Below are 22,271 nucleotides of genomic sequence, written 5' to 3'. Positions count from 1 at the left end.
CGATTGGTGATATCCATCAGATTCACGGGGAAGGTGTAGGCAGACGTGAGGTTATGTTTACTCTCGCACCACAGGATACCGCTTCTAAATTGATATGCGGACTTACATGGTCCCAAGAAGGGGCGTGGACCAGCTGGCCGCCGCATCAGCATGAGAAAGACCTGGAGGAGGTTTACTGCTATTTTGATATGCCATCTCCAAAATTCGGATTACATATAAGCTACTTAAAAACCGGAGAGGTGGAGGATATTGTTACACATACGGTTCATTCAGGAACTATGGTACAGGCGCCGTGTGGATATCATCCTACGGTAGCAAGCCCGGGAAGCCGCAATGCCTATTTCTGGGTTCTGGCTGCATTTACGCCGGAAAGCAGAAGATATGACCTGGCAATAAATGATCCGGCATTTGAACAATAAATATTAGAAAAGGAGACAATACTATGGATTTAAATGACTTAACAAATAAAACAGCCATTGTAACCGGAGCTGCCCAGGGACTCAGCTGCGGCATGGCAGAGGGATTGATGGAAGCGGGAGCCAAAGTGTGCATTATGGATATCAATCCAAAGGCACCGGAGGTTGCACAGGAATATACGAGGAAGGGATTTCAGTGTTTTGCAGTGGTAACGGATCTTGGAAATGATAAAACACGGGAAACTGCTTTTCAAACGGCGGTAGAAAAGCTGGGGGGACATCTGGATATCATCGTCAATGGTGCCGGGGTACAGAAAAGATACCCAAGTGAAGACTTTCCGCTGTCAGAGTGGGATTTTGTCATCAATGTAAACCTGAGAAGTGTATTTGCGCTATGCCAGCTGGCAGGAAAAACATTTCTGAAGCAGGGAGGAAAGGGAAAGATTATCAACATTGCGTCAATGCTTTCGTTCTTTGGTGGATATACAGTGCCGGCATATGCGGCATCCAAAGGAGGAGTCGCCCAGCTGACCAAAGCGCTGTGCAATGAATGGGCAGAGAAAGGAATTAATGTCAATGCTCTGGCTCCCGGATACATGGCAACGGATATGAACACAGCGCTGCTAGATCCGGAAAATCCGAGAAATGCAGCTATCACCGAACGTATTCCGTATAAAAAATGGGGTACACCGGAAGATATGAAGGGGCCGGTGGTATGGCTGGCATCAGATGCATCTGATTATATCAACGGAGCAGTAGTTCCGGTAGACGGCGGATATTTAGTTCGATAGAGAGGATTTTAATTATGAAAGTTATCATTACGGATTGTGACCATGAAAATATAGACATTGAGACAAAAATATTTGCAGACGCGGGGATCGATATGGAACTGAAACAGGCAGTGACAGAAAATGAAGTGATTGCCCAGTGCCAGAATGCAGAGATATTTATAGTTCAGTATGCAAAAATAACAGAAAAGGTTATGGAACATTGTCCTAAATTAAAATATGTAGTGCGCTACGGCGTAGGTGTCGATACCATTGACCTTGCGGCGGCACAAAAGCATGGGGTGCAAGTGGGGAATGTGCCGGATTACGGAATGAATGAGGTAGCCGACCATGCCATTTCCCTCGCATTAGCTATGATAAGAAAAATCGTAAAAATGAATGCGGTGACAAAAAATGAAGGATGGGATTATACAAATGCGATTCCGGTTCACCGTTTCAGTGAGTTAACCGTGGGAGTCATTGGGCTTGGCAGAATTGGACGCAATTTTGCCAAGAAAATGCATGCGCTCGGGTTTAGCGTCATAGGCACAGATCCTTATTATAAAGCGGCATCGGAAACAGACAGGTACGTACAAACGGTAAGTATGGAGGAAGTGATCAAACGGTCTGACATTATTTCCCTGCACTGCCCAGCAGACGGCAATGTCGATCTGTTCAATAAAGAAACATTCCGCAAAATGAAAAAATCGGCGATTCTCATTAATGTTGCCCGGGGCGGGATCATCAATGAACCAGACCTTAATCAGGCCTTAAAGAATGGGGAAATCGCAGGAGCAGCATTAGACTGTATGCTCGGGGAGCCGGTCAGCAAAGCTTCTGTCCTGTTCAAACATGAAAATCTGATCGTAACTCCTCATATGGCATGGTATTCAGAGGAAGCGGCCGATGAACTGAAACGTAAGGTGGCTGAGGAAGCTGTGAGGTTTGCCAACGGAGAAGCTATACATTACCCGGTCAACAGTCTGGCATAGGAAGGAGAACATATGGGACTTAAGTTGTTAGAACAGATAAAAAGGATTGGGATCGTGCCTGTCATTCAGTTAGAGCGTGCAGAAGATGCGGTACCGTTGGCGGCGGCGTTGTGCGAAGGAGGGCTTCCCTGCGCAGAAGTTACCTTCCGCACAGACGCGGCGGCAGAATCCATAAAAAAGATGAAAGCGGATCAACCGGATATGCTGGTAGGAGCCGGAACCGTATTGACAATACAGCAGGTGGACGAAGCCGTGGCGGCAGGAGCAGAATTTATCGTGAGTCCCGGTCTGAATCCGGATATTATAGAGTACTGCAGTAAAAAAAATATTTTGATTCTTCCTGGATGTGCCAATCCGAGTGATGTGGAGCAGGCAATCAAATATGGATTGAAGGCAGTGAAATTTTTTCCGGCGGAAGCAGCCGGAGGGATTCAGACGATCAAAGCTATGGCTGCCCCGTACACACAGATGAAATTTATGCCTACCGGTGGAGTGAATGAGTCAAATATCTGTGATTACCTAAACTTTGACCGTGTTATTGCCTGCGGCGGAACGTGGATGGTACCGGCTGATCTCATCGCAGCCGGAGAATTTGAAGAGATCAGGGAACTGACACAGAAAGCGGTACAGAATATGTTGGATTTTCACTTGGCGCACGTGGGAATCAACTGTGACAGTGCAGGTGAAGCCCGCCGGACGGCAAATATATTTGAGCAGCTTTTTGGATTTAAAGCAGATGAGAATTCGGCTTCCATTTTCTCTGCGAATTTTATAGAAACCATGAAATCACCTTTCCTCGGAACGAAAGGGCATATTGCCATTGCAGCCAATTCAGTGGAGCGGGCGAAGACCTATCTGGAAAGAAAAGGTGTCGTATTTCAGGAGGACAGCGCGGTGTACCGCAAAGATGGAAAAATGCAGGCTGTTTATATGCAGAATGAGATTGGCGGATTCGCTCTTCATCTGGTGAGAAATCCCAAATTACCATAGATTTGAGAGGTGGAAAAATGAGCAAGACAATATTATTTGGGGAGCCAATGGCGCTTTTGATTGCTGCTGCGGAAGGGCCTCTGGAGGAGGTAACGCATTTTGAAAGAGCATTGTCTGGTGCTGAGGTGAATGTGTCCATCGGTTTGTCAAGACTTGGCCATGATGTAGAGTATCTGACAAGACTGGGAGATGACCCATTTGGACATTATATAGAAAAGACATTGAGAGAGAATCAGATTGGGACGGAAATGATCACATATGATCCCATATACCGGACAGGAATTCAGCTGAAAAACCGTGTGACTGACGGAAGTGATCCATATGCTCCTTACTACAGAAAAGGTTCGGCGGCATCTCATATTTCCGAGGAAGAGATTGATTCTATTGACCTGTCTGATGTGGAACTCGTGCACATTACTGGAATTCCTCCGGCACTGTCTGAGACAGCAAGGAAGGCGTCTTTCCGACTGATGGAACGGGCCAAAGAAAAAGGGATCACGATCACGTTTGATCCCAATCTGCGACCGGCATTATGGGAAAACGAAGAAATCATGAGGAATGTCATCAACCGGATGGCAGAGTATGCGGATATAATACTTCCGGGCATCGAAGAGTGCAGAATCCTGGTCGGAACCGATGACAAGAAAAAAGCGGCTGAGTTTTACCAAGCCTGTGGCATTAAAACAGTGATCATTAAAGATGGAGCCAAAGGAGCCTTTGTGAAAGAAAAAGATAAGGCTTATATGGTGCCGGGGTTTAAAGTAAAAAAAGTTGTTGATACGGTCGGGGCAGGCGATGGATTTGCAGTGGGAGTGATCAGCGGAATTCTGGAAGGCATAAATATAGAAGATAGTGTAAGACGGGGAAATGCTATTGGAGCCATGCAGATCATGGATGTCAGTGATAATGAAGGACTGCCCACAAGAAAACAACTGGAGGAATTTATGAGGGCAGAGAACGACTAAAGAAATACTCTTCTTCTGGGATAATTAAATAGTTATTTGCAATTGACTTCTTTTTTTAAGCTATGTTAAAATCTACCTATAAATAGAAAATAGGATAGTGAATGTAAGAGTGAGCTAAACCTATGTGTATAGATAATTTTGGAAGCGCAAGCTTTCAGTTTTGTTTGTGCACATAGGTTTTTATTATTTTCGGATGTATACCAACAGCCGGCCTGAAAAGGGGATAGATTATGAGAATCTTTAAAGTTCTGAATAACAATGTGGCAGTGATTCTGAATGAAGACGGTCAGGAAAAGATCGTCATGGGTAGAGGCATCTGTTTTAAAAAGAAGGCAGGGGATGATTTAAACCCTGAGGCGATCGACAAGACATTTTTCCTTTCCGGAACCGAAGCCCACAATAAGTTCCAGGTACTGATTCGGGATGTCCCGATGGAGCACATTGCCATCGGGGAGGAGATCATTTCATAGGCGAAAACCAAATTGGGGAAAAAACTGAATGATATGGTTTACATTTCCCTCATTGACCATGTACATACCTCGATCGTCCGGTTTTTGGACGGTGTGACGGTGAAAAATGTTCTGCTTTGGGACATCCGCAGATTCTATAAAGATGAATATCAGATCGGACTGTGGGCCCTAAACTTGGTCGAAGAAAAATGTAAGGTCCGGCTCCCGGAAGATGAGGCCGGGTTCATCGCGTTACATCTGGCCAATGCCCAGATGGATGACGACACGATGCACAACATGTATGAAATCACCCGGATCATGCAGGAAGTGGTCAATATCGTAAAATACTTTTTCAAGATAGAGTTTGACGAGGACGACGTTTACTATTACCGTTTTGTGACGCACCTGAAGTTTTTTGCAAAGCGTCTGATCGAACACACGGCTTATGAGGAAGACAGCAGTGACGGCCTTTGGGAAGTGATCAGAGAAAAGTATCCGGAGGCTTTCCGGTGCACTGAAAAGATTACGCAGTTCATTGCAGGAAAATATGAATATGACCTGTCAAAAGAAGAGCAGCTTTACCTGACGATCCACATTGAGCGGGTTATGAACAAAACAAAAAAGCAATAAATTTCAATTATCATGTACGCCAGGATGGTGACATTTGGTTGGCCAAGCCTTCATAAATATAATTTCAATTAAATGGAGGTAAGAAAATGGGTAAGTACGAAACATTGGCAAAAGAAATTGTCAAAAATGTAGGTGGAAAGGAAAACGTCAGCATCCTTGTCCACTGCATCACAAGGCTCAGATTTAAACTAAAAGACGAGAGCAAAGCGAAGGATGATGTGCTGAAAAACATGGACGGCGTGGTCACAGTGATGAAAAGCGGCGGACAGTACCAGGTGGTCATTGGCAATCATGTGCCGGATGTCTTTGCGGAGGTGATGCCCCTGCTCGGACTGGCAGAAGAAGCAGGGCAGGAGGAAGACCCAGAAAAAGGAAGTCTGTTTAACAGGGCCATTGATACGATTTCCGGGATTTTTCAGCCGATCCTTGGGATCATGGCTGCCTGTGGTATGGTCAAGGGTTTGAATGCTCTGTTTGTAGCATTGGGTCTTTACTCAGATGCCTGCGGAGGTTATCTTATTTTAAATGCCATCGGAGATGGGCTGTTTAACTTTCTGCCCCTGTTCCTCGGCTACACGGCAGCAAAGAAATTCAGACTAAAGCCAATGCTCGGCCTGGTGATCGGAACCATCATGTGTTATCCGACCATTCAGAACAGCGCTTTGTCAGCCGGAGGGAATGCTCTCTATACACTGTTTGGCGGAACAATGTTTGCATCTAAAGTTTATACGGATTTCTTTGGTATCCCATTAATCGGCATGGATTATACAGGGACCGTAATTCCAGTCATCTTTGTCGTCTATTTTGCTTCAAAATTCGAGAAGTTTTTTAACAAATTTATCCCCGATTTAGTAAAATTCTTTTTTGTCCCGATGTTCACACTGCTTGTGGCAATCCCGGCAGGACTGCTGGTGATCGGACCTTTAGCGACTTTTGGATCCACCGTTATTGCAGAGGCAGTTATGACTGTCAGAAATTTCAGCCCGATGCTTGCAGGAGCCATTGTGGGGCTTGCATGGCAGATTCTGGTGATCTTCGGCCTGCACTGGGGCTTCATTCCGGTGTACATCAATAATATTATGACAAATGGTTTCGATAACGTTATGATGCCGTTTTTTGCATGCACTTTTGCCACATCCGCAGTCGTTCTGGGTGTTTTCTTTAAGACGAAAAATAAACTGATCAAAGAAATGGCCATCCCAAACTTTATTTCCGGTATCTTTGGAGTCACAGAGCCGGCCATTTATGGAATTCTACTCCCGTTAAAAAAACCGTTTATCATCAGCTGTATCGTGGGAGGCATCGGAGGAGGATTCTACGGAGCCTTTAATTTCAGAAAGTTTATGATGGGAGGCATGGGTATCTTTGAATTCCCGGCAATGATCGAACCGGACGGAAGCATGGGGAATTTAATCGTAGCAGTCGTTGGCGTGATCATCAGCATGGTTTTGGGATTTGCCGCGACCATGATCTTTTATAAAGAAAAGGAACCAGCCGCTGTACAAGGGACAGAAGAACAGGACAAGGATTAGTTGGAAACAGAAGTTACGGGACAGAAAAAAATCATGGAACAGCTGGAAATCGCAAGTCCTATCAAGGGCAGGGTATTAAAACTGGAATCCGTCAAAGATGCGGCTTTCGCATCAGGAGTCCTTGGAAAGGGAGCGGCTGTGCTGCCGGAGGAAGGAAAAGTTTATGCCCCTGCATCCGGTGTCGTGTCAGCCTTATTCCCGACACTCCATGCCCTGGGAATCGAAACCGATGACGGAGTACAGATCCTGATTCATATTGGTCTGGACACTGTTCAGCTAAACGTAGAAGGCTTTGAGGCTATGATAAAACAGGGGGACCGGATCGAAAAAGGACAGCTGCTGATCACCTTTGATAAGGAATTTATAGAAAGCAAAGGCTATTGCGTCGAGACACCTGTACTGGTTTCCAATTCTGATGACTTTCTGGATGTGGTGGAAACCCGCGAAGAATATGCAGCCGCAGGTGACCTGTTATTGAATGTTCTGAAATAGGAGGATGAGAACATGGGATTTCCAAAGAATTTTTTATGGGGCGGAGCAACGGCGGCAAACCAGCTGGAAGGCGGTGTATTTGAAGGCGGAAGGGGTCTTGCAAATGTAGATGTTTGTCCGTCCGGAGCAGACCGGTCTTCGGTCATCGCAGGGCACCGAAAAATGCTTAAAATGGATGATAAACACGAGTATCCGGCAGCAGAGGCTGTGGACTTCTATCATCACTTTCGGGAAGATATCCGCCTGTTTGGGGAAATGGGATTCAAGGTTTACCGTCTGAGCATTGCCTGGACCAGAATCTTTCCGAATGGAGATGAACAGGAACCCAATGAGGAGGGACTGTGTTTTTACGAAGAAATTTTCAAAGAATGCAGGAAATATCACATCCAGCCATTGGTTACGATTTCTCATTTTGACTGCCCGGTTTATCTGATTGAGAAGTATGGGGGATGGAGAAACAGAGAAATGATTCGTTTCTATCTGCGTCTCTGTGAAGTGTTATTCACCCGATTTAAAGACGATGTCACCCACTGGCTGACATTTAATGAGATCAATATGATCCTTCATGCACCATTTATGGGAGCAGGCATTTACTTTAAAGACGGTGAAAATGAGGAACAAGTGAAATATCAGGCTGCCCACCATGAGCTGGTGGCAAGTGCGCTGGCGACAAGGATGGCCCATGAAATAAATCCTGAAAATAAGGTGGGATGTATGTTTGCGGCCGGCAGCGCTTATCCGTATACCTGCAGGCCGGAAGATGTCTGGGAGGCACTGCTTACTGACCAGGAAAATTATTTCTTTGTGGACGTACAGTCCAGAGGATATTATCCGTCTTATGCGGTGAAGAGGCTTCAAAAAAAGGAGTTTTTCCAGTGATGGATGCAGGAGATGCAGAGATTTTGGGAGAGTATACCGTTGATTTTATTTCTTTTACCTATTATAACAGCAGATGCATCGCGGTACCGGGAGGCGGACAGGAGGAAGCAGAAGGAAATCTGTTTAAGTCGGCAAAGAATCCTTATCTTTCTTACAGTGACTGGGGATGGCCGATCGATCCGCTGGGGCTGCGTATTACGTTAAACCAGGTGTATGACAGATACCAAAAGCCATTGTTTATTGTTGAAAATGGATTGGGAGCTTTCGATGAGCCTGATGAGAACGGTTATGTGGTAGATGATTACCGGATTGAATACCTGAGGGAACATATCCGTGCCATGAAAGATGCTGTGGAGGAGGACGGAGTGGAACTGATGGGGTACACTTCCTGGGCTCCTATCGATTTAATCAGTGCCTGAAGCGGGGAGATGAAAAAACGGTACGGATTTATCTACGTGGACAAACAGGAAGACGGCAGCGGAACACTGGCCAGATCAAGGAAGAAATCTTTTTATTGGTATAAGAAAGTCATAGAGACGAACGGGGAAGAATTGTAATTAGCTTTCTATATGTTCTTCAAAGGTGTCAGGGAGCTCAAAACAAGAGGTTCCTGACACCTTTTTCTTTGTGTTAAAATTTCCTTTTCTGAAGGATAGATATTTTCACAAAGGTTAAGGCCAGACCGTAAATAAACAAAAGCAGTACAGCAGGAAATACTTTTATTCCTATAAAATAGGGTTCTTTGGCGAAGGAATCCGGAAGAAATGAAATCGGCGGTACGATCCAAAGAATAAATTTTGAGACGGGAAATGCCGCCGTCAGAGAAGTTTTGATCACTGATACTATGTCGACAAGTGTAATCATGAGTAAAGCAGATTTCCTGTCTTTTATGACTCTGGGATGAGACAGCTCACCCAGACTGCATCCCATAAATGCAGAAGAGGACAGCAAAAAAAATCCAAATATGATATCTTCAGGCAGCAGCTTTCGGTCAAACAGCATCTGGCTGTTGGACAGATTGATCAACACTGGGATCAGCAGGCAAAGCAGAGCAGTCAGCATGCTGAGGCTTAAAAGGAACAGGGCATGTCCCCAATCGTATTGATTCGTGCTGCGCAGTCTCAATCTTATAATCTGTTCCGACGCTGTATCTTCCAGAATGCAGACGGATGTGCCGATCCAGGAAGAAATCAGAAAAACAAACAGACAGCAGCTGGCCAGACTGGCCACTACACTTACTGGTTTTGCTGAATATAAAGTAAACAGCATTACTACTAAAGCAGCAAAGGGCATAACAAATTTATTTGACTTCAAATACTGCAGGTATTGATATTTTATGAGACCGCTAATGATCCGCATCTTCCATCCTCCTTAAAAGCCATCCTTCCTGTATCATATATGCGATCACAGGATTGCTTTCCGATTCTTTTACTTCTATTCTATATTTACCGCAGCAGCTTTTGATTCGTCCTGTACACAGATCAGGAATTTCAGCCCCTTCTTTCTTATCAAACCATAGAATATAATGTTTTTCTGCCGCATTTTCCGGACTGTCTGCCAGGGATAAATGTTTCCTGTCAATTTGATACACTGTGTCACTGATACTGTCAATCAAATATTGTTCGTGGCAGGACATAAGAATAGTCATTCCTGTTCTGCGCAGTTCATTTATTTTTTGTATGAACACATCCTGAGAGTCTGTGTCCTGGCCGGACAGAGGCTCGTCTAATATTAAAACATCGGGAGTTTTTAACAGAGCCTGTATGACCGACACTTTTTGCAAGGTCCCTTTTGATAAGTGTTTCATCGGAATATCCAGCATATCAGATAAAAAGAATTCTTCACACAGCGCCTTATACCTTGTCTTTACATCCTCAGTACTCAGACCATCCAGATATCCCATATGCCGGAGGTATTGTCTGGCCGTGAGATTCATTTTAGGGAACCGCTCAGGAACATAGTGGAACAGAGGAGCACCGTAATATAGGACATTCCCATGTGTGGGACGTATTAGTCCTGCGAGCAGTTTTAATAATGTACTCTTTCCGCATCCATTGTGGCCCGTAAAGGCGATGGATTGGTTTTGGGATATGGAAAGGGTCAGATCCTGTAAGATGACCTCTTTGTTATATGATTGAGTGATGTTTTTTAGTTCTATTAGATGGTCCACAATTCTCCCCTTATCTCAGACATGGTATGATTCATATAAATTAACTTTGTAAATATTGTAACAGAGATTATGCTGGAAAGTAAAAAAATTCGATTTTTCAGGGAACATTTTTTAATGCTATGACATTATATAAGTGAAAGGGTTAAGATCCGAACAAGATTTTATAGCAGAATGGAGGCTTTTGTTATGACGACAGAAGAGATGGAAGTACTAGTGAATGAATATGGGACATCCTTGTATCGTTTCTGCTGCCATTTGACCGGTAATGTTCCTGAAGCCGAAGATCTGTATCAAGACACCTTTCTAAAAACTGTCGAGTTAAGCCACAAACTCGACAGATGTGGCGATGGTAAGAGCAAACGAAACTATCTGATTGGGATTTCCGTAAATCTCTGGAAGAATAAAAAGAGGAAGAGCTTATGGAGAAGAAACATTGTTTCAGAGACGGAATTCGATGATTTGAGAGCAGCCGACACCAGAAATTTAGGCGGGCTTGAAGAAGCAGTTGTCAAACAGGAACTGCTTGATGAAGTGAATAGGCTGATCGGCAGCCTTCCCGAAAAACAGAAAATTATTATGAATATGTATTATGCAGCTGAAATGAGTATCGAGGAAATATCACACAACCTTAAAATTTCCAGGAAAACAGTCAGGAGCAGTATGAGCAAAGCGAGAACGAAGATCAGAAGCAGTTTGGAGGCGAGTGGTTATGAAATATGATTTGGAAGAATTAATAAATGAAACATATAAGAATAAACAGGAACCTCCTGAACAGCTGAATATCTCTGTTCTGAAAAAAATGGAGGAACATGTTATGAAGAAAAAACAAAAAACTAACAAAATGATGAAAATTGCAGCTGCGGCATGCGCTGTATTACTGCTGGCGATTCCGGCAGGAGTCATTGCAGCACCTAAAATTGTGAACTATTTTAAAAGTGAAGTTAAAAAAGATCAGTATGCTGTAGATATATCTGTAAACACGGAGCAGAATAAAAAATTGAAAAAGAAAATCCCTTATGTATCCCTTTCCTATCATTTGCCGGACAAATACCGTGAGGGAGGTTCAGGGTTAAAAGGATGGTATGAATTTAACTACAAGTCTGGGGCCCATGCCGGAAAAGATTTTTCATTCGAACTGGTACAAATGGATAAGTCCGTGGACAAAGATTATTATGTCGATGATGTAAAACAGGCGGATAACTTAAAGATTAGCGGACATAAAGCGATTTATATGAACCGATATTATATAAAAGACAGCAGATATATCAAAAATGACACTTATAATAAAAGCATGTTTGTATTTTATGAAGAATATGGCTATATGATTCGGTACTATGCGATGTCTGGTGTAGGTAAGAAAGATTTGTCAAATTTTGCGTCCCAGGTAAAACTTAAGAAATGTAAAAAATCTGAGGCTTCAGGCTACGTCCGACTCTCTGAGAAGACACAAAAGAATTTACAGGGACAGGAAAGAGGAAAAGATACAAAAATAAAAGGAATTTTCAAAAATGCTGGAGACAATGTAAAATATGATGATGCTGAGTATGAGATAGCTTCAGTGGGAATCAAAGACGATATCAGCGGATTATACGGAAAAGGTTTTTCAAGTACTGTTGATCTTCAAGAAATTTTAGATAAAAATGGTAAACTAAAATCATACAGAAGAGAAACTTTAAAAGGTGGTGACGGACGCCATTCTGCATCAATATCAGTTGCAGATACAAAGACTGTAAAGCAGAAGATGGTTTATATTACAATGAAGATAAAAAATACAGGAAAAGAGGAAAAAATAATAAACGTGTGCAGGCCCCTCACTTATTTGAGAAAAACAAAAGACGGAAGCTGGCGTATCCTTGAGGAATACAACAGACCGGAGGCTTTTAGGAATTGTCAGTTAGTCAAGTGTGCCCAATATTTTCAGGAGACAGACGGGGGATATCGTTTTTATCTTAAAACGTTGAAGCCAGGACAGGAAGAGATTTATCATATTGGATATTTTGTAGATGAGGATTTACTGGACAAGGCCTATATCCAAATAGATGGTGGGGGAGACAGCGGTAAAGATAATACAGGATATATAAAAATAACAAAGTAAACTTATTAGATATAAAAAGAGATTACTGCCGTATAAATTGATACGGCGGTAATCTCTTTTATTATGGCCTTTTTGGCGAGAGTGATATAATGGAAATAGATGGAACATTCAAAGAAGATGAATTTGGAATTTTTTCTTATAAGATTTCATTTCCTCAGCAAAAAGTAGGATCAAAAGTTACTGTTACAGGGATAGAGATTTCCTTATTGATATCCCTATTTTCAGAACAGACACAAAGGTCTATATAAAAGCAGTTACTCCAAGCGGATATTGCAAAGTAAAGGTTAAAAATACTCAGTTTACAAAAATAAAATATGCCAACATTCTGTGTACAGGTGGGGAGAAAACAGATAAGCTCAAAATTAAAGTGAGCGGTAAGACCATAGCGAAAAAGTTTAAGGGTAAAAAATTTAATGAAACTATCAAAGTAAAACTCCCAAAGAAAAAAGCTGGAAAAAGTATAAAGGTCATTATTTATGACAAATATGGTGACCAAAGAGCAAGTACGACAAAAAGGATTTACATCGGCCGGACCATAAAAATAGGAATGTCAGCCAAGAAGGCAGTTCTGACTACCTGGGGGAAACCTGTTTATAAAAGAAAAGCAAAGAAGGGCTACAAAGAATGGGGCTTCATTCGGGGGAATTATGGTCTGATTGCATTAATCAAGAAAGGCAAAGTTGCAAAGGTATATAAAGGCAGACTGAATTAAGGGATAAAGAAGATCATAGATTATAAAAGCGAAAAAACCTTCCACTGGCTGGAAGGTTTTTTTCGTGATTTTATTTATAAATTGTTTATGTTTTATATGTTTTTTGTGAGTTTTTAACATGAAACACCGCGGGTTTGTTAAATATCAAACAAAAAAATCTATTTAATGAAAGGTATAACAATTATTTACTGGTAGCATTTGCCCAATTTTCTGAAATTCATTCTGAAAAAAATTAAAAACTCCCTCTTTACTCTCCACATCGTGTATCCGATACAATGAACTTAACAAATAACAGAAACGCAATAAGAAAGGAGCAACTATGAGTGTAATAATGGCCAACGCCATCGGTACCGGGATTTTCTGCTGTCTCTGGCAGGGAGTCGGCTCTGCCCTGGGGCTCGCCACATGGATCGGATTCGTCGGATGCACGTCATACTTTTCCGCCGGATGTGGGAAGACAGGGTTCATCAAGTCGATGTGCAGCAACTACACAGGTCTTCTGTGGGGCATGCTGATCATCCTGTCCGGCGGCATCAATAACACGATCATATTCGGAGCAGTCGTAACGGGATTCTTTTCCTGGCTGATCGTATTCCAGTCCCACATTGATGTTTTGTCCCTGGTACCCAATACGTTTATGGGAGGTTTTTCTGCATTCGCCAGCGGCGGAGATTGGAAAATGCTCTTAATCTGTCTTCTGTTAGGCAATATTCTCGGAGTGTCCTGCGACTATTCCGGAAGATTCCTTTTTAAGAAATTCGGAAAAGAATAGTGCCGGCTGAACGTCCCAGGCTCAGATGGAAAACCATGAAATTGATCATATAATAAGGAGTGTGAAACAACCATGAGTAAAATTACAAAAAAAGAGTATGGAGAAGAAATGGAAAAGGGCTTTAATTTAAGAACTGCAATGGAAGAAGCATCCAGATGTCTTCTCTGCCATGATTCACCCTGCAGCAAAGGATGCCCTGCAGGAACAGATCCCGGAAAGTTCATCCGTTCTCTCCGTTTCCGCAATATAAAAGGAGCTGCGGAGACAGTCCGCGAGAATAACCCGCTGGCAGGATGCTGCGCTCAGGTCTGTCCATACGGAAAAATGTGTGAGCAGGCGTGCAGCCGTACCGGCATTGATAAGCCGATCGAGATTGGAAAGATCCAGCGTTTTCTCGTAGAAGAAGAGAAAAACCAGGGAATGGAATTCTTAAAAGCGGCTGAGCCGAAGAAGGAAAAGATTGCCTGTGTAGGTGCTGGACCGGCCTCTCTTTCCTGTGCAAGACAGCTGGCGTTGGAAGGATATTCTGTGACGGTCTATGAAGCTCAGGACAAAGCAGGCGGTGTTCTTACATATGGAATTATTCCAACAAGGCTTCCTCAGGAAGTAGTGGATTTTGATATTCAGACCATTGAAAAACTCGGAGTAGAATTTAAATTTAATGAACCCATAGATGCGTCAAAACTTGAGGAGCTCAAAAATGATTACGATGCAGTATTCGTAGGAGCAGGTCTCTGGAAATCAAAGATGGTGGATATACCGGGCAAAGATCTGGAAGGTGTGGTAACTGCCATTGACTTCTTAAGGGAAGCTAAGACAAATACAGATCAGCTGGTACTTGGAGAAAATGTAATCGTGATCGGAGGCGGAGACGTTGCTATGGACTGTGTCACGACTGCAAAACAGCTGGGAGCGAAAGCAACCATCGTTTACCGCAGAACCATTGAAGAAGCTCCGGCAGATATGGATGAAGTCAGCTTCGTACAGAGTATGGGTATTCCGATCGTTCAGGAATTTGCACCGGCAGAAATCGTTGGAGAAAACGGACATGTTACCGCAATGAGATTTGAAGGACGTGACGGAGAATCCGGACTGACCATGAAGACCGATCAGGTTGTGCTGGCGATCGGCCAGGCAGTCGGAGACGACGTGGCAGACATTGCAGCCGGCGAAAATGTCTTCACAGGCGGAGACATGGTAAACGGCGGAAAAACTGTAGTAGAAGCTGTCGCTGAAGGCAAAGAAGCTGCAGAAAAGATTGCAGACTATTTTAACAAATAGAAAGGAGGCATTGAATATGTCCATAAAGAAAGATTTATCCATCGATTTTTTAGGAGTCAAATGTGAAAACCCATTTTTCCTCTCATCCTCTCCGGTAGGAAGCAACTATGAAATGTGTGCCAAAGCACTGGAGGCAGGATGGGCAGGAGTTTACTATAAGACCATCGGTATATTTATCCCGAACGAATGCTCCCCTCGATTCGATATCACATCAAAGGAAGGGACACCGTGGACTGGATTTAAAAACATGGAAATGATTTCAGATAAACCTCTGGAAGATAACCTGGAATACATGAGAAGACTGAAACAGGACTATCCGACAAAAGTTATCGTTGCCAGCATTATGGGAAGCAATGAAGAAGAATGGGAGATCCTCGCAAAGAAAGTAACAGAGGCCGGTGTCGATATGATCGAGTGTAACTTCTCCTGCCCTCAGATGACATCCTCTGCCATGGGGTCTGATGTAGGACAGAATCCGGATCTTGTGCGCAGATACTGCGAGGTTGTTTCCGGTGCCACTCATCTTCCGGTCATTGCAAAGATGACTCCGAATATCGGAAACATGGAGATTCCTGCAATCGCTGCCATGGAAGGCGGAGCTAAGGGAATCGCTGCCATCAATACAGTAAAAGCCATCACAAATATTGATGTGGAAAATATGACCGCCATGCCGGTAGTCAACGGTAAATCATCCATCTCCGGCTATTCAGGTGCGGCAGTAAAACCGATCGCGCTGCGTTTTATCACACAGATGAAACAGCATCCGGAATTAAAAGATGTCCCGATCACAGGAATCGGCGGTATTGAAACATGGAAAGACGCATTAGACTTTATCCTTGTAGGATCTTCAAACCTTCAGGTAACAACATCCGTTATGCAGTATGGATACCGTATTGTAGAAGATATGATCAGCGGTCTGTCCCATTTCATGGAAGACCATGGAATTGATAAATTATCTGATCTGGTAGGCGTGGCTCTGCCGAACATCGTGCCTGCTGATGACATTGACCGTACGTTCATCCTCTATCCGGATTTCAATAAGGATAAGTGTGTGGGATGCGGAAGATGCTATGTATCCTGCTTTGACGGCGGACATCAGGCCATTACATGGGATGAAAAAGAGCGGAAGCCGGTTCTCAATGAAGATAAATGTGTCGGATGCCATTTGTGCCTGAATGTCTGTCCGGTTATGGACTGTATTACCCCTGGAAAGGTTGAGATGAAGCCGGGAGTTGAAGACCATGAAGTGAAAATGAAAACCAAGTATGAGTAAAGCATAAGTCAGATTGGGGGACAATCATATGAAAAAATTCGACTTAGTGATCAAAAACGGTACTGTTGTGACAGCTTCTGATATGTTTTCTGCGGATTTAGGTGTGAAGGATGGAAAGATCGCAGCCATTGCTGAGAATATAGAAGCAGATGCAGAAGAAGTGTTTGATGCGGCTGGAAAGCTGGTTCTTCCAGGAGCACTGGACGTACATACTCACCTGGCAATGCCGTTCGGCGGTACAATTTCTTCCGACAGTTATCTCTCCGGAACAAGGGCAGCTGCCTGCGGAGGAGTCACAACGGTCTTTGACTATCCGGTTCAGCATACCGGCGAAACCATCCGCGGAGTCATTGCAGAGAAAAAGGCTGTTTTGGAAAAAGAAGCATGTGTTGATTTTGCATCCCACTGCTGTATCACGGATCTTTCTGACGGAGCGATCATTGAGGAGATGGAAGAGGCCGTAAAAGAGGGAATCACAAGCTTTAAATGCTTCCTGGTGTATAAAAAAGAGGGATGGATGGTAAGCGACGGAACTCTTGCGAAGCTGATGCTGCGTGCGAAGGAACTGGGTGCCATGATCAACGTCCACGCCGAAAATCCGGATCTGATTGATATGTATACGGAGCAGTTTTTAAAAGAAGGCAAGACGAGTGCCTGGTATCATTACATGAGCCGGCCGGAATTTGTGGAGGCTGAGGCAGACAAAAGAGCCGTACATTGGTCAAAACATTTAGATGCACCGCTGTATCTTGTACATATGGCAGACAAAGAAGGTTTGGAGGCCTGCATTCAGGCAAAAGAAGAAGGAGCGCCAGTTTTCGTGGAAACCTGCCCGCAGTATCTGGAATTTACCAGCGATGTTTATAAGAGAGAAGACGGACGCAACTTCGTATGCTCACCTCCAATCAAAGGACAGGAGAGCCAGGACGCATTGTGGAAAGCAATCAAGAACGGATCTATTGATACGGTAGCAACTGACCACTGTCCGTTCCAGAGCTATGAGAAAGACTGGGGCAGGGATGATTTCACCAAGATTCCGAACGGATGCTCAGGAATCGAGAACTTATATCCATATATGCTGGATGCGGCAAACTCCGGGAAAATATCTTTTTCAAGGGCAGTAGAGCTGTGTTCCACAAATCCTGCCAAGATTTTCGGATGTGATCAGAAAGGTTCGATTGCAGTCGGTAAGGACGCAGATATTGTTATTTACGACAAAGACAAAGATTTCACGATCAGTGTTGATACAATGCATTCAGACTGTGATCACACGATTTGGGAAGGAAAGAAACTGCACGGATACCCTGTACGTACTTTCCTCCGCGGAAATGTCGTCTATGCAGACGGAGAATTCAAGGGAACTCCTGGCATGGGTCAGTTTGTAAAACGAACCCCAAAAAAATTACGATAAAAAAGAGAGGGTAACATGGGTAAGGCGGTTACTAAAAAGGATGCAGAACAGATGCTTGAAAATGCATTGGAGATCGGAGCCCGTATGCTGATCTCCGGAGCAGAGATCAGGCGCGTGGAAGATTCCATCTTTAGAATCTGTACGGCCTATGGATCTGAACGGACTGAGGTGTTTTCTATTACGTATACAATTGTTGCCACTATTTCCTCCAAGAATTTCGGTATCATAACCCAGTCCAGGAGAATCCATGGTTCGGCATTTAATCTTCAGGAACTGAAATATCTGAATAACCTGTCCCGGAAAATATGCCGGACTCTTCCGGATATGGATGAGGTCAAGAAAGATTTAAAAGAGATTCACAGTCTGCCCACGTACAGCAACCGGCAGGGGATGCTCATCTATGCATTGATTTCATCTGCCTTTACCCTGTTTTTCGGAGGTTCACTGCTGGATGCGGCGATCTCTGCGGTCATAGGAGTCATGATCAAGATCGTGGAGATCCCTTTGAAAAATATGAATATGAATCGGTTTCTCGTCTCCTGCCTTTGTTCCCTGGCAGCAGGGGCACTGGCAGTCATGGCGGCGCGTACAGGTATCGGCTGTTCTTCTGATAAGATCAGCATCGGAAATGTCATGATCCTGATTCCGGGACTTATGTTCACGAACTGTATCCGGGAGATGATATCCGATAATTTTTTATCCGGCCTGACCCGTTTCGGAGAAGCGGTCCTGCTAAGCCTTTCGATTGCCCTGGGCTTTGCAGTGGTCAGCTGGCTGTGAATTTGAGAGGAGATGAGAATGAGCGGATTAAATCAGATCATAGCAGCATTTTTCGGTGCCCTCGGTTTTGCTTTTTTATTCAATCTGCATGGGAAAGAGATATTTTATACTTCATTAGGAGGATGTCTTGCATGGTGCGTGTATCTTTCGGCAGGACTCATCATCCCACAGTATGGGAAACAATATTTTGCAGCGGCATTATTTTTAGGGATCTATGCGGAATTTTTTGCAGTCAGGACAAAGGTTCCCGCGACATTATATCTTGCGGTCGGCATGATCCCCCTGATCCCGGGGGCAGCATTATTTATGATGATGCAGAATGCATTTAAAGCTGACTGGGAACAGTTTGCGCAGTATCGGTTAGAAGCATTTATTACAGGAGCTTCCATAGCTTCCGGAACAATTGTGGCAGCCGTGTGCTGGAACATTTTTAAGAACTATTGGTTTAACAAAAAATAAGGAGGTTCATTTATGTATACATGTGATTTAGGCCGGATGGCGGACAAAATTACAACTATGAGTAAATATGGGGATGCCGGACACGGAGGTATCACAAGATATTCTCTTTCACCGGAAGCTTTACAGGCTCGCGGAGAATTCGTTAAAAGAATGAAAGCGATCGGAGCCGAGATTAAAACAGATGATATGGCAAATATCTATGCAACACTGAAAGGGTCTGAGCCTGATCTTCCAAACATCGTTATGGCTTCTCACTGTGATTCCGTAAAGAACGGCGGAAATTACGATGGTATCCTTGGTGTTATGGGAGCAATGGAAGTGCTGGAAAGCATTGCAGATCAGAAGATTCCTCATAAACATAATATTACGGCTATGATCTGGACAAATGAGGAAGGATCATTATATCCGCCGGCTATGATGTCTTCAGGGGTGATTTGTAATGATTATCTCCCGGATGATATCAAGAAAAACTTTATTCATGAAAATATGCTTGCCTCCAAATCTGTTTTAGATCCGGAAAAGACATTCGGTGAGGCGCTGGAAGCTTCAGGATATAAAGGAGCAAAAGAAAACCGCCTGAACAATAAAGATTATATGGCAATGTTTGAACTTCATATCGAACAGGGACCAATCCTGGAAGCAGCAAAGAAAGATATTGGTGTTGTAACATGTGTCCTTGGAATGATCAACTATAAGATCAAAGTTTACGGACAGTCCGATCATGCGGGAACAACTCCGATGCCTTACCGCCAGGACGCTTTATATGGAGCTGCAAAGGTTCTTCAGTATCTCCATGATGAGCTAGATAAACTGGATTCCGAATTAGTTTATACAACCGGAGAGATCTACTGTCATCCGAATGTACATACCGTTATTCCTGATTATGTAGAATTCTCTATTGATGCAAGACATGAGAAACCAGAAGTCATCGAACAAGTTGTAAATGTCATCAAGAATATGCCAAAAGAAGTTGTGAAATGCAAAGTAGATTATGAAGTGGCATGGACCAGAGACACGGTTTATTATGACAAAGAACTGGTTGGTTATGTACAGGAAGCAGTCGATGAACTTGGCTACTCCAATCAGAAGATCAATTCCGGAGCAGGACATGATGCTCAGTTTGCAGCATACATGATGCCGACTACAATGGTGTTTGTTCCTTCTAAGGACGGACATTCCCACTGTGAACCGGAATATACATCACCGGAACAGTGCACGCAGGGAGCTTCTGTACTCCTGAACGCAGTTCTCAAATGTGATGCCGATAAGTAGGTAACATTGTTTTCCTTTACGTTAAAATAAGCAGAAAGAACGCTGTGAATTTCAGCGTTCTTTTTGCCGCTCTATTCTGGTATAATAGCATTGGCATTTAAAATGTACTGAGGGAGGTGTTTCATATTTTTATCGACAAGCCTTATTACAGCATAGGGGAACTTTCGGCGATCTGCGATATTCCGCAGAAAACACTGAGATATTATGACGAGATCGGCCTGTTTACTCCAGACCGCAGAAACGAGGAGACCCATTACCGCCTTTATTCAAAGGGGCAGATCATTACGGTCGTTATCATTAAGAATTTGAAACAAATGGGGTTTTCACTGAAGGAGATCAAAGAGATCGTCTCTGAAAATGAAGCCAAGGCGTTAGAAAAGAATATGCTGAAAAAGCTGCAGTCTATGAAGCAGGAGATTGAAGACAGTATCAACCGATATACGGAATACTGCTATTTTCTGAAAAAAATACAGAGCGGAATTGATATATTGGAAGAACTGTCTGACAGCTGTTCTGACGAGATGAAGATTTCCGTAGAATTTATTCCGGAGATCAATCTGTTATATGACCGCCGTATCATGAAAGATTATGATTATTCTGAAATTTCCCTTGAACGGTGGCTTGGAATCACGGATAAAGCAAAGACCATGAACTGTAAAATTACAGGGCCGGTATATGTCACTTTTTATGACAGTAATATACTGAATAAATTTCTGTCCCAGGACTCTGAGATCGAATTTGCCGTCCAGGTAGAGGAATCAAAGCCCGCTGAACATATACGGCCTTTTGGAGGAATGCTGGCGGCCACAGTCATTCATATCGGAAACTATGAAGACATTTCAAGCACCTACATACAGCTCATCAAATGGATCAAAAAACATAACTATAAAACGACGGGGCCGGCCACTGAAGAGTTTATCCTTTCACCTCTGGATGTGAATGATGAAACCAGAAGGGTCACCAAGATCATCATACCTGTAGAAAAGGATTCTTAAAAGTTACTTTGAGACAGGGATGATGATTTTAGTAACATGTTCATTTTCATTTCGCAGGTCCACAGGGGAAATGATAAATTCTTCTGAAACCGGACCTGCAACCTTATAGTGATTCTGATTGATCCACTGAATAATTTTGATGTGGGTCCTGATTACATCGCTGTACGGGCCGACATGAAAAGCGGTAGCTGCCAGAAAGCCGCCGAACTTCCGGACATGTTTGGAATCGCTTTCTTCTACCTGGATGCCGAACTCAATATCACAGTCTTTAGAAAGAAACTGGTCCAGCAGATCCGTGTAATAGGTGACTGTTATCGGGCCGCATACCTTAAGGCCGTGTCTTGAGACTTCATCGTTGATCTCTACCCACCGCTCAAGGGAGACCTCGTCATTGTGATAAGACTGCATGATCCTGCGGGAGTGATAAAGATTTACTTCAGGCACTTCTTTGACCGTGATCGCATCCATCTCACCGGCCTGGATCTTTTTCAGATCATCATCATAGAGATGAAGGATCTGGGCACCTTCTTTTAATCTCTGTAAAAACTGCTCCCCCTCAAAGTATTTCTGATTCAGAGTTTCAATTTCCTTTTTTATACATACCAGTTTATCTTCAATTTTCTGTTCCAGGTTTCGGACCTGGTTTGCAGAAACTATTTCTTTGATTTCCTTAATCGAAAAACCGAGCATGCGCAGTTTCCGGATGATAGAAATGGTTACCATTTGGTCTTTGCTGTAATAGCGGTATTTGCTGTTTTCCTTCCGGACCTCCGGAACTACCAGCTTAATCTCGTCATAGTAACGAAGCGTCTTAATAGAAGTGTTACAGGTAGCTGCCACTTCCCCGATAGAATAGTAATGATTCCTGTCCAAAATTTTGTCCCTCCACACATTTTATCCTTTGATAATATTATACCTTATCGCGCAAAGCGCGCCAAG

At 43.4% G+C, this 22,271-nt stretch carries 23 protein-coding genes and 1 pseudogene; 21 read left to right on the top strand and 3 right to left on the bottom strand.

All coding sequences use genetic code 11. The features are described 5' to 3' along the window. The 10 genes and pseudogenes from QVP35_RS09870 to QVP35_RS16625 all read left to right on the top strand — a co-directional run. Positions 1–419: 5-deoxy-glucuronate isomerase (locus QVP35_RS09870; protein ID WP_288187858.1), on the top strand; the 419-nt coding region annotated here is incomplete at its 5' end. Between the two features lie 23 nt (positions 420–442). Next, complete coding sequence (locus QVP35_RS09865) at positions 443–1,207, top strand: SDR family oxidoreductase (RefSeq protein WP_009290141.1); 765 nt, start codon at positions 443–445, stop codon at positions 1,205–1,207. 14 nt (positions 1,208–1,221) lie between these two features. Continuing rightward, the gene (locus QVP35_RS09860; RefSeq protein ID WP_009290140.1) at positions 1,222–2,175 is read left to right on the top strand and encodes a C-terminal binding protein; all 954 of its coding nucleotides are present in this window, start codon (positions 1,222–1,224) and stop codon (positions 2,173–2,175) included. Positions 2,176–2,187: 12 nt separating this feature from the next. Then, positions 2,188–3,165 carry a bifunctional 4-hydroxy-2-oxoglutarate aldolase/2-dehydro-3-deoxy-phosphogluconate aldolase gene (locus QVP35_RS09855; protein ID WP_009290139.1) on the top strand — a complete coding sequence of 326 codons (978 nt, stop codon included), beginning with the start codon at positions 2,188–2,190 and terminating at the stop codon, positions 3,163–3,165. Between the two features lie 17 nt (positions 3,166–3,182). Further along, positions 3,183–4,130 carry a sugar kinase gene (locus QVP35_RS09850; protein WP_009290138.1) on the top strand — a complete coding sequence of 316 codons (948 nt, stop codon included), beginning with the start codon at positions 3,183–3,185 and terminating at the stop codon, positions 4,128–4,130. Positions 4,131–4,360: 230 nt separating this feature from the next. Beyond that, positions 4,361–4,600, top strand: coding sequence for a CAT RNA binding domain-containing protein (locus tag QVP35_RS16505; protein ID WP_009290137.1), 240 nt, complete (start codon positions 4,361–4,363; stop codon positions 4,598–4,600). 12 nt (positions 4,601–4,612) lie between these two features. After that, the gene (locus QVP35_RS09845) at positions 4,613–5,209 is read left to right on the top strand and encodes a PRD domain-containing protein (protein ID WP_009290136.1); all 597 of its coding nucleotides are present in this window, start codon (positions 4,613–4,615) and stop codon (positions 5,207–5,209) included. A gap of 86 nt (positions 5,210–5,295) precedes the next feature. Beyond that, a complete protein-coding gene (locus QVP35_RS09840) occupies positions 5,296–6,741 on the top strand; it encodes a PTS transporter subunit EIIC (protein ID WP_009290135.1) in 1,446 nt (481 codons plus the stop codon). Continuing rightward, entirely contained in the window at positions 6,742–7,233 is a 492-nt protein-coding gene (locus QVP35_RS16500; RefSeq protein WP_009290134.1) for a PTS sugar transporter subunit IIA, read from the top strand. A gap of 12 nt (positions 7,234–7,245) precedes the next feature. Then, positions 7,246–8,669: pseudogene (locus QVP35_RS16625) on the top strand (6-phospho-beta-glucosidase). A 73-nt stretch (positions 8,670–8,742) separates the two neighbouring features. Here QVP35_RS16625 and QVP35_RS09830 read toward each other — a convergent pair. Both QVP35_RS09830 and QVP35_RS09825 read right to left on the bottom strand, forming a co-directional pair. Beyond that, the gene (locus QVP35_RS09830; protein ID WP_022261105.1) at positions 8,743–9,471 is read right to left on the bottom strand and encodes a hypothetical protein; all 729 of its coding nucleotides are present in this window, start codon (positions 9,469–9,471) and stop codon (positions 8,743–8,745) included. Next, positions 9,458–10,282, bottom strand: coding sequence for an ABC transporter ATP-binding protein (locus tag QVP35_RS09825; protein WP_009290130.1), 825 nt, complete (start codon positions 10,280–10,282; stop codon positions 9,458–9,460). Before QVP35_RS09825 ends, QVP35_RS09830 begins: the two co-directional genes overlap by 14 nt. A gap of 186 nt (positions 10,283–10,468) precedes the next feature. On the opposite strand from QVP35_RS09825, the gene QVP35_RS09820 reads away from it, so the two are divergent. From QVP35_RS09820 to QVP35_RS09770, 11 genes are all read left to right on the top strand, one after another. Beyond that, a complete protein-coding gene (locus tag QVP35_RS09820; protein WP_009290129.1) occupies positions 10,469–11,002 on the top strand; it encodes an RNA polymerase sigma factor in 534 nt (177 codons plus the stop codon). Continuing rightward, positions 10,992–12,377: a hypothetical protein gene (locus tag QVP35_RS09815; protein ID WP_009290128.1), complete on the top strand. Its 1,386-nt coding sequence runs from the start codon at positions 10,992–10,994 to the stop codon at positions 12,375–12,377. The genes QVP35_RS09820 and QVP35_RS09815 overlap by 11 nt, the downstream gene beginning before the upstream one ends. Before the next feature lie 367 nt (positions 12,378–12,744). Beyond that, positions 12,745–13,089, top strand: a complete 345-nt coding sequence (locus tag QVP35_RS09810) for a hypothetical protein (RefSeq protein WP_022261104.1) — start codon at positions 12,745–12,747, stop codon at positions 13,087–13,089. Between the two features lie 319 nt (positions 13,090–13,408). Next, entirely contained in the window at positions 13,409–13,861 is a 453-nt protein-coding gene (locus QVP35_RS09805; protein WP_006568264.1) for a DUF1097 domain-containing protein, read from the top strand. Between the two features lie 72 nt (positions 13,862–13,933). After that, on the top strand, positions 13,934–15,142 hold the full coding sequence (locus QVP35_RS09800) for an FAD-dependent oxidoreductase (protein ID WP_006568265.1): 1,209 nt from the start codon (positions 13,934–13,936) through the stop codon (positions 15,140–15,142). A gap of 16 nt (positions 15,143–15,158) precedes the next feature. Next, a complete protein-coding gene (gene preA / locus QVP35_RS09795; protein ID WP_009290125.1) occupies positions 15,159–16,415 on the top strand; it encodes an NAD-dependent dihydropyrimidine dehydrogenase subunit PreA in 1,257 nt (418 codons plus the stop codon). Between the two features lie 28 nt (positions 16,416–16,443). Continuing rightward, positions 16,444–17,826 carry a dihydropyrimidinase gene (gene hydA / locus QVP35_RS09790; RefSeq protein WP_006568267.1) on the top strand — a complete coding sequence of 461 codons (1,383 nt, stop codon included), beginning with the start codon at positions 16,444–16,446 and terminating at the stop codon, positions 17,824–17,826. A 15-nt stretch (positions 17,827–17,841) separates the two neighbouring features. Then, positions 17,842–18,606, top strand: coding sequence for a threonine/serine ThrE exporter family protein (locus QVP35_RS09785; protein WP_009290122.1), 765 nt, complete (start codon positions 17,842–17,844; stop codon positions 18,604–18,606). A gap of 18 nt (positions 18,607–18,624) precedes the next feature. Further along, positions 18,625–19,065 carry a threonine/serine exporter family protein gene (locus QVP35_RS09780; RefSeq protein WP_006568269.1) on the top strand — a complete coding sequence of 147 codons (441 nt, stop codon included), beginning with the start codon at positions 18,625–18,627 and terminating at the stop codon, positions 19,063–19,065. A gap of 12 nt (positions 19,066–19,077) precedes the next feature. Beyond that, on the top strand, positions 19,078–20,337 hold the full coding sequence (locus tag QVP35_RS09775; protein WP_009290121.1) for a Zn-dependent hydrolase: 1,260 nt from the start codon (positions 19,078–19,080) through the stop codon (positions 20,335–20,337). A 116-nt stretch (positions 20,338–20,453) separates the two neighbouring features. Next, positions 20,454–21,332 carry a MerR family transcriptional regulator gene (locus QVP35_RS09770; RefSeq protein WP_009290120.1) on the top strand — a complete coding sequence of 293 codons (879 nt, stop codon included), beginning with the start codon at positions 20,454–20,456 and terminating at the stop codon, positions 21,330–21,332. Positions 21,333–21,335: 3 nt separating this feature from the next. Here QVP35_RS09770 and QVP35_RS09765 read toward each other — a convergent pair whose 3' ends face one another. Further along, a complete protein-coding gene (locus QVP35_RS09765; protein ID WP_009290119.1) occupies positions 21,336–22,205 on the bottom strand; it encodes a MerR family transcriptional regulator in 870 nt (289 codons plus the stop codon). Positions 22,206–22,271: the final 66 nt, after the last annotated feature.

The organism is Anaerostipes sp. CAG:276 (genome assembly GCF_000432215.1).
Taxonomy (GTDB): domain Bacteria; phylum Bacillota; class Clostridia; order Lachnospirales; family Lachnospiraceae; genus Anaerostipes; species Anaerostipes caccae.
Note: the sequence above shows the minus strand (reverse complement) of the source record. Positions and strands in the feature narration are given on the sequence as shown.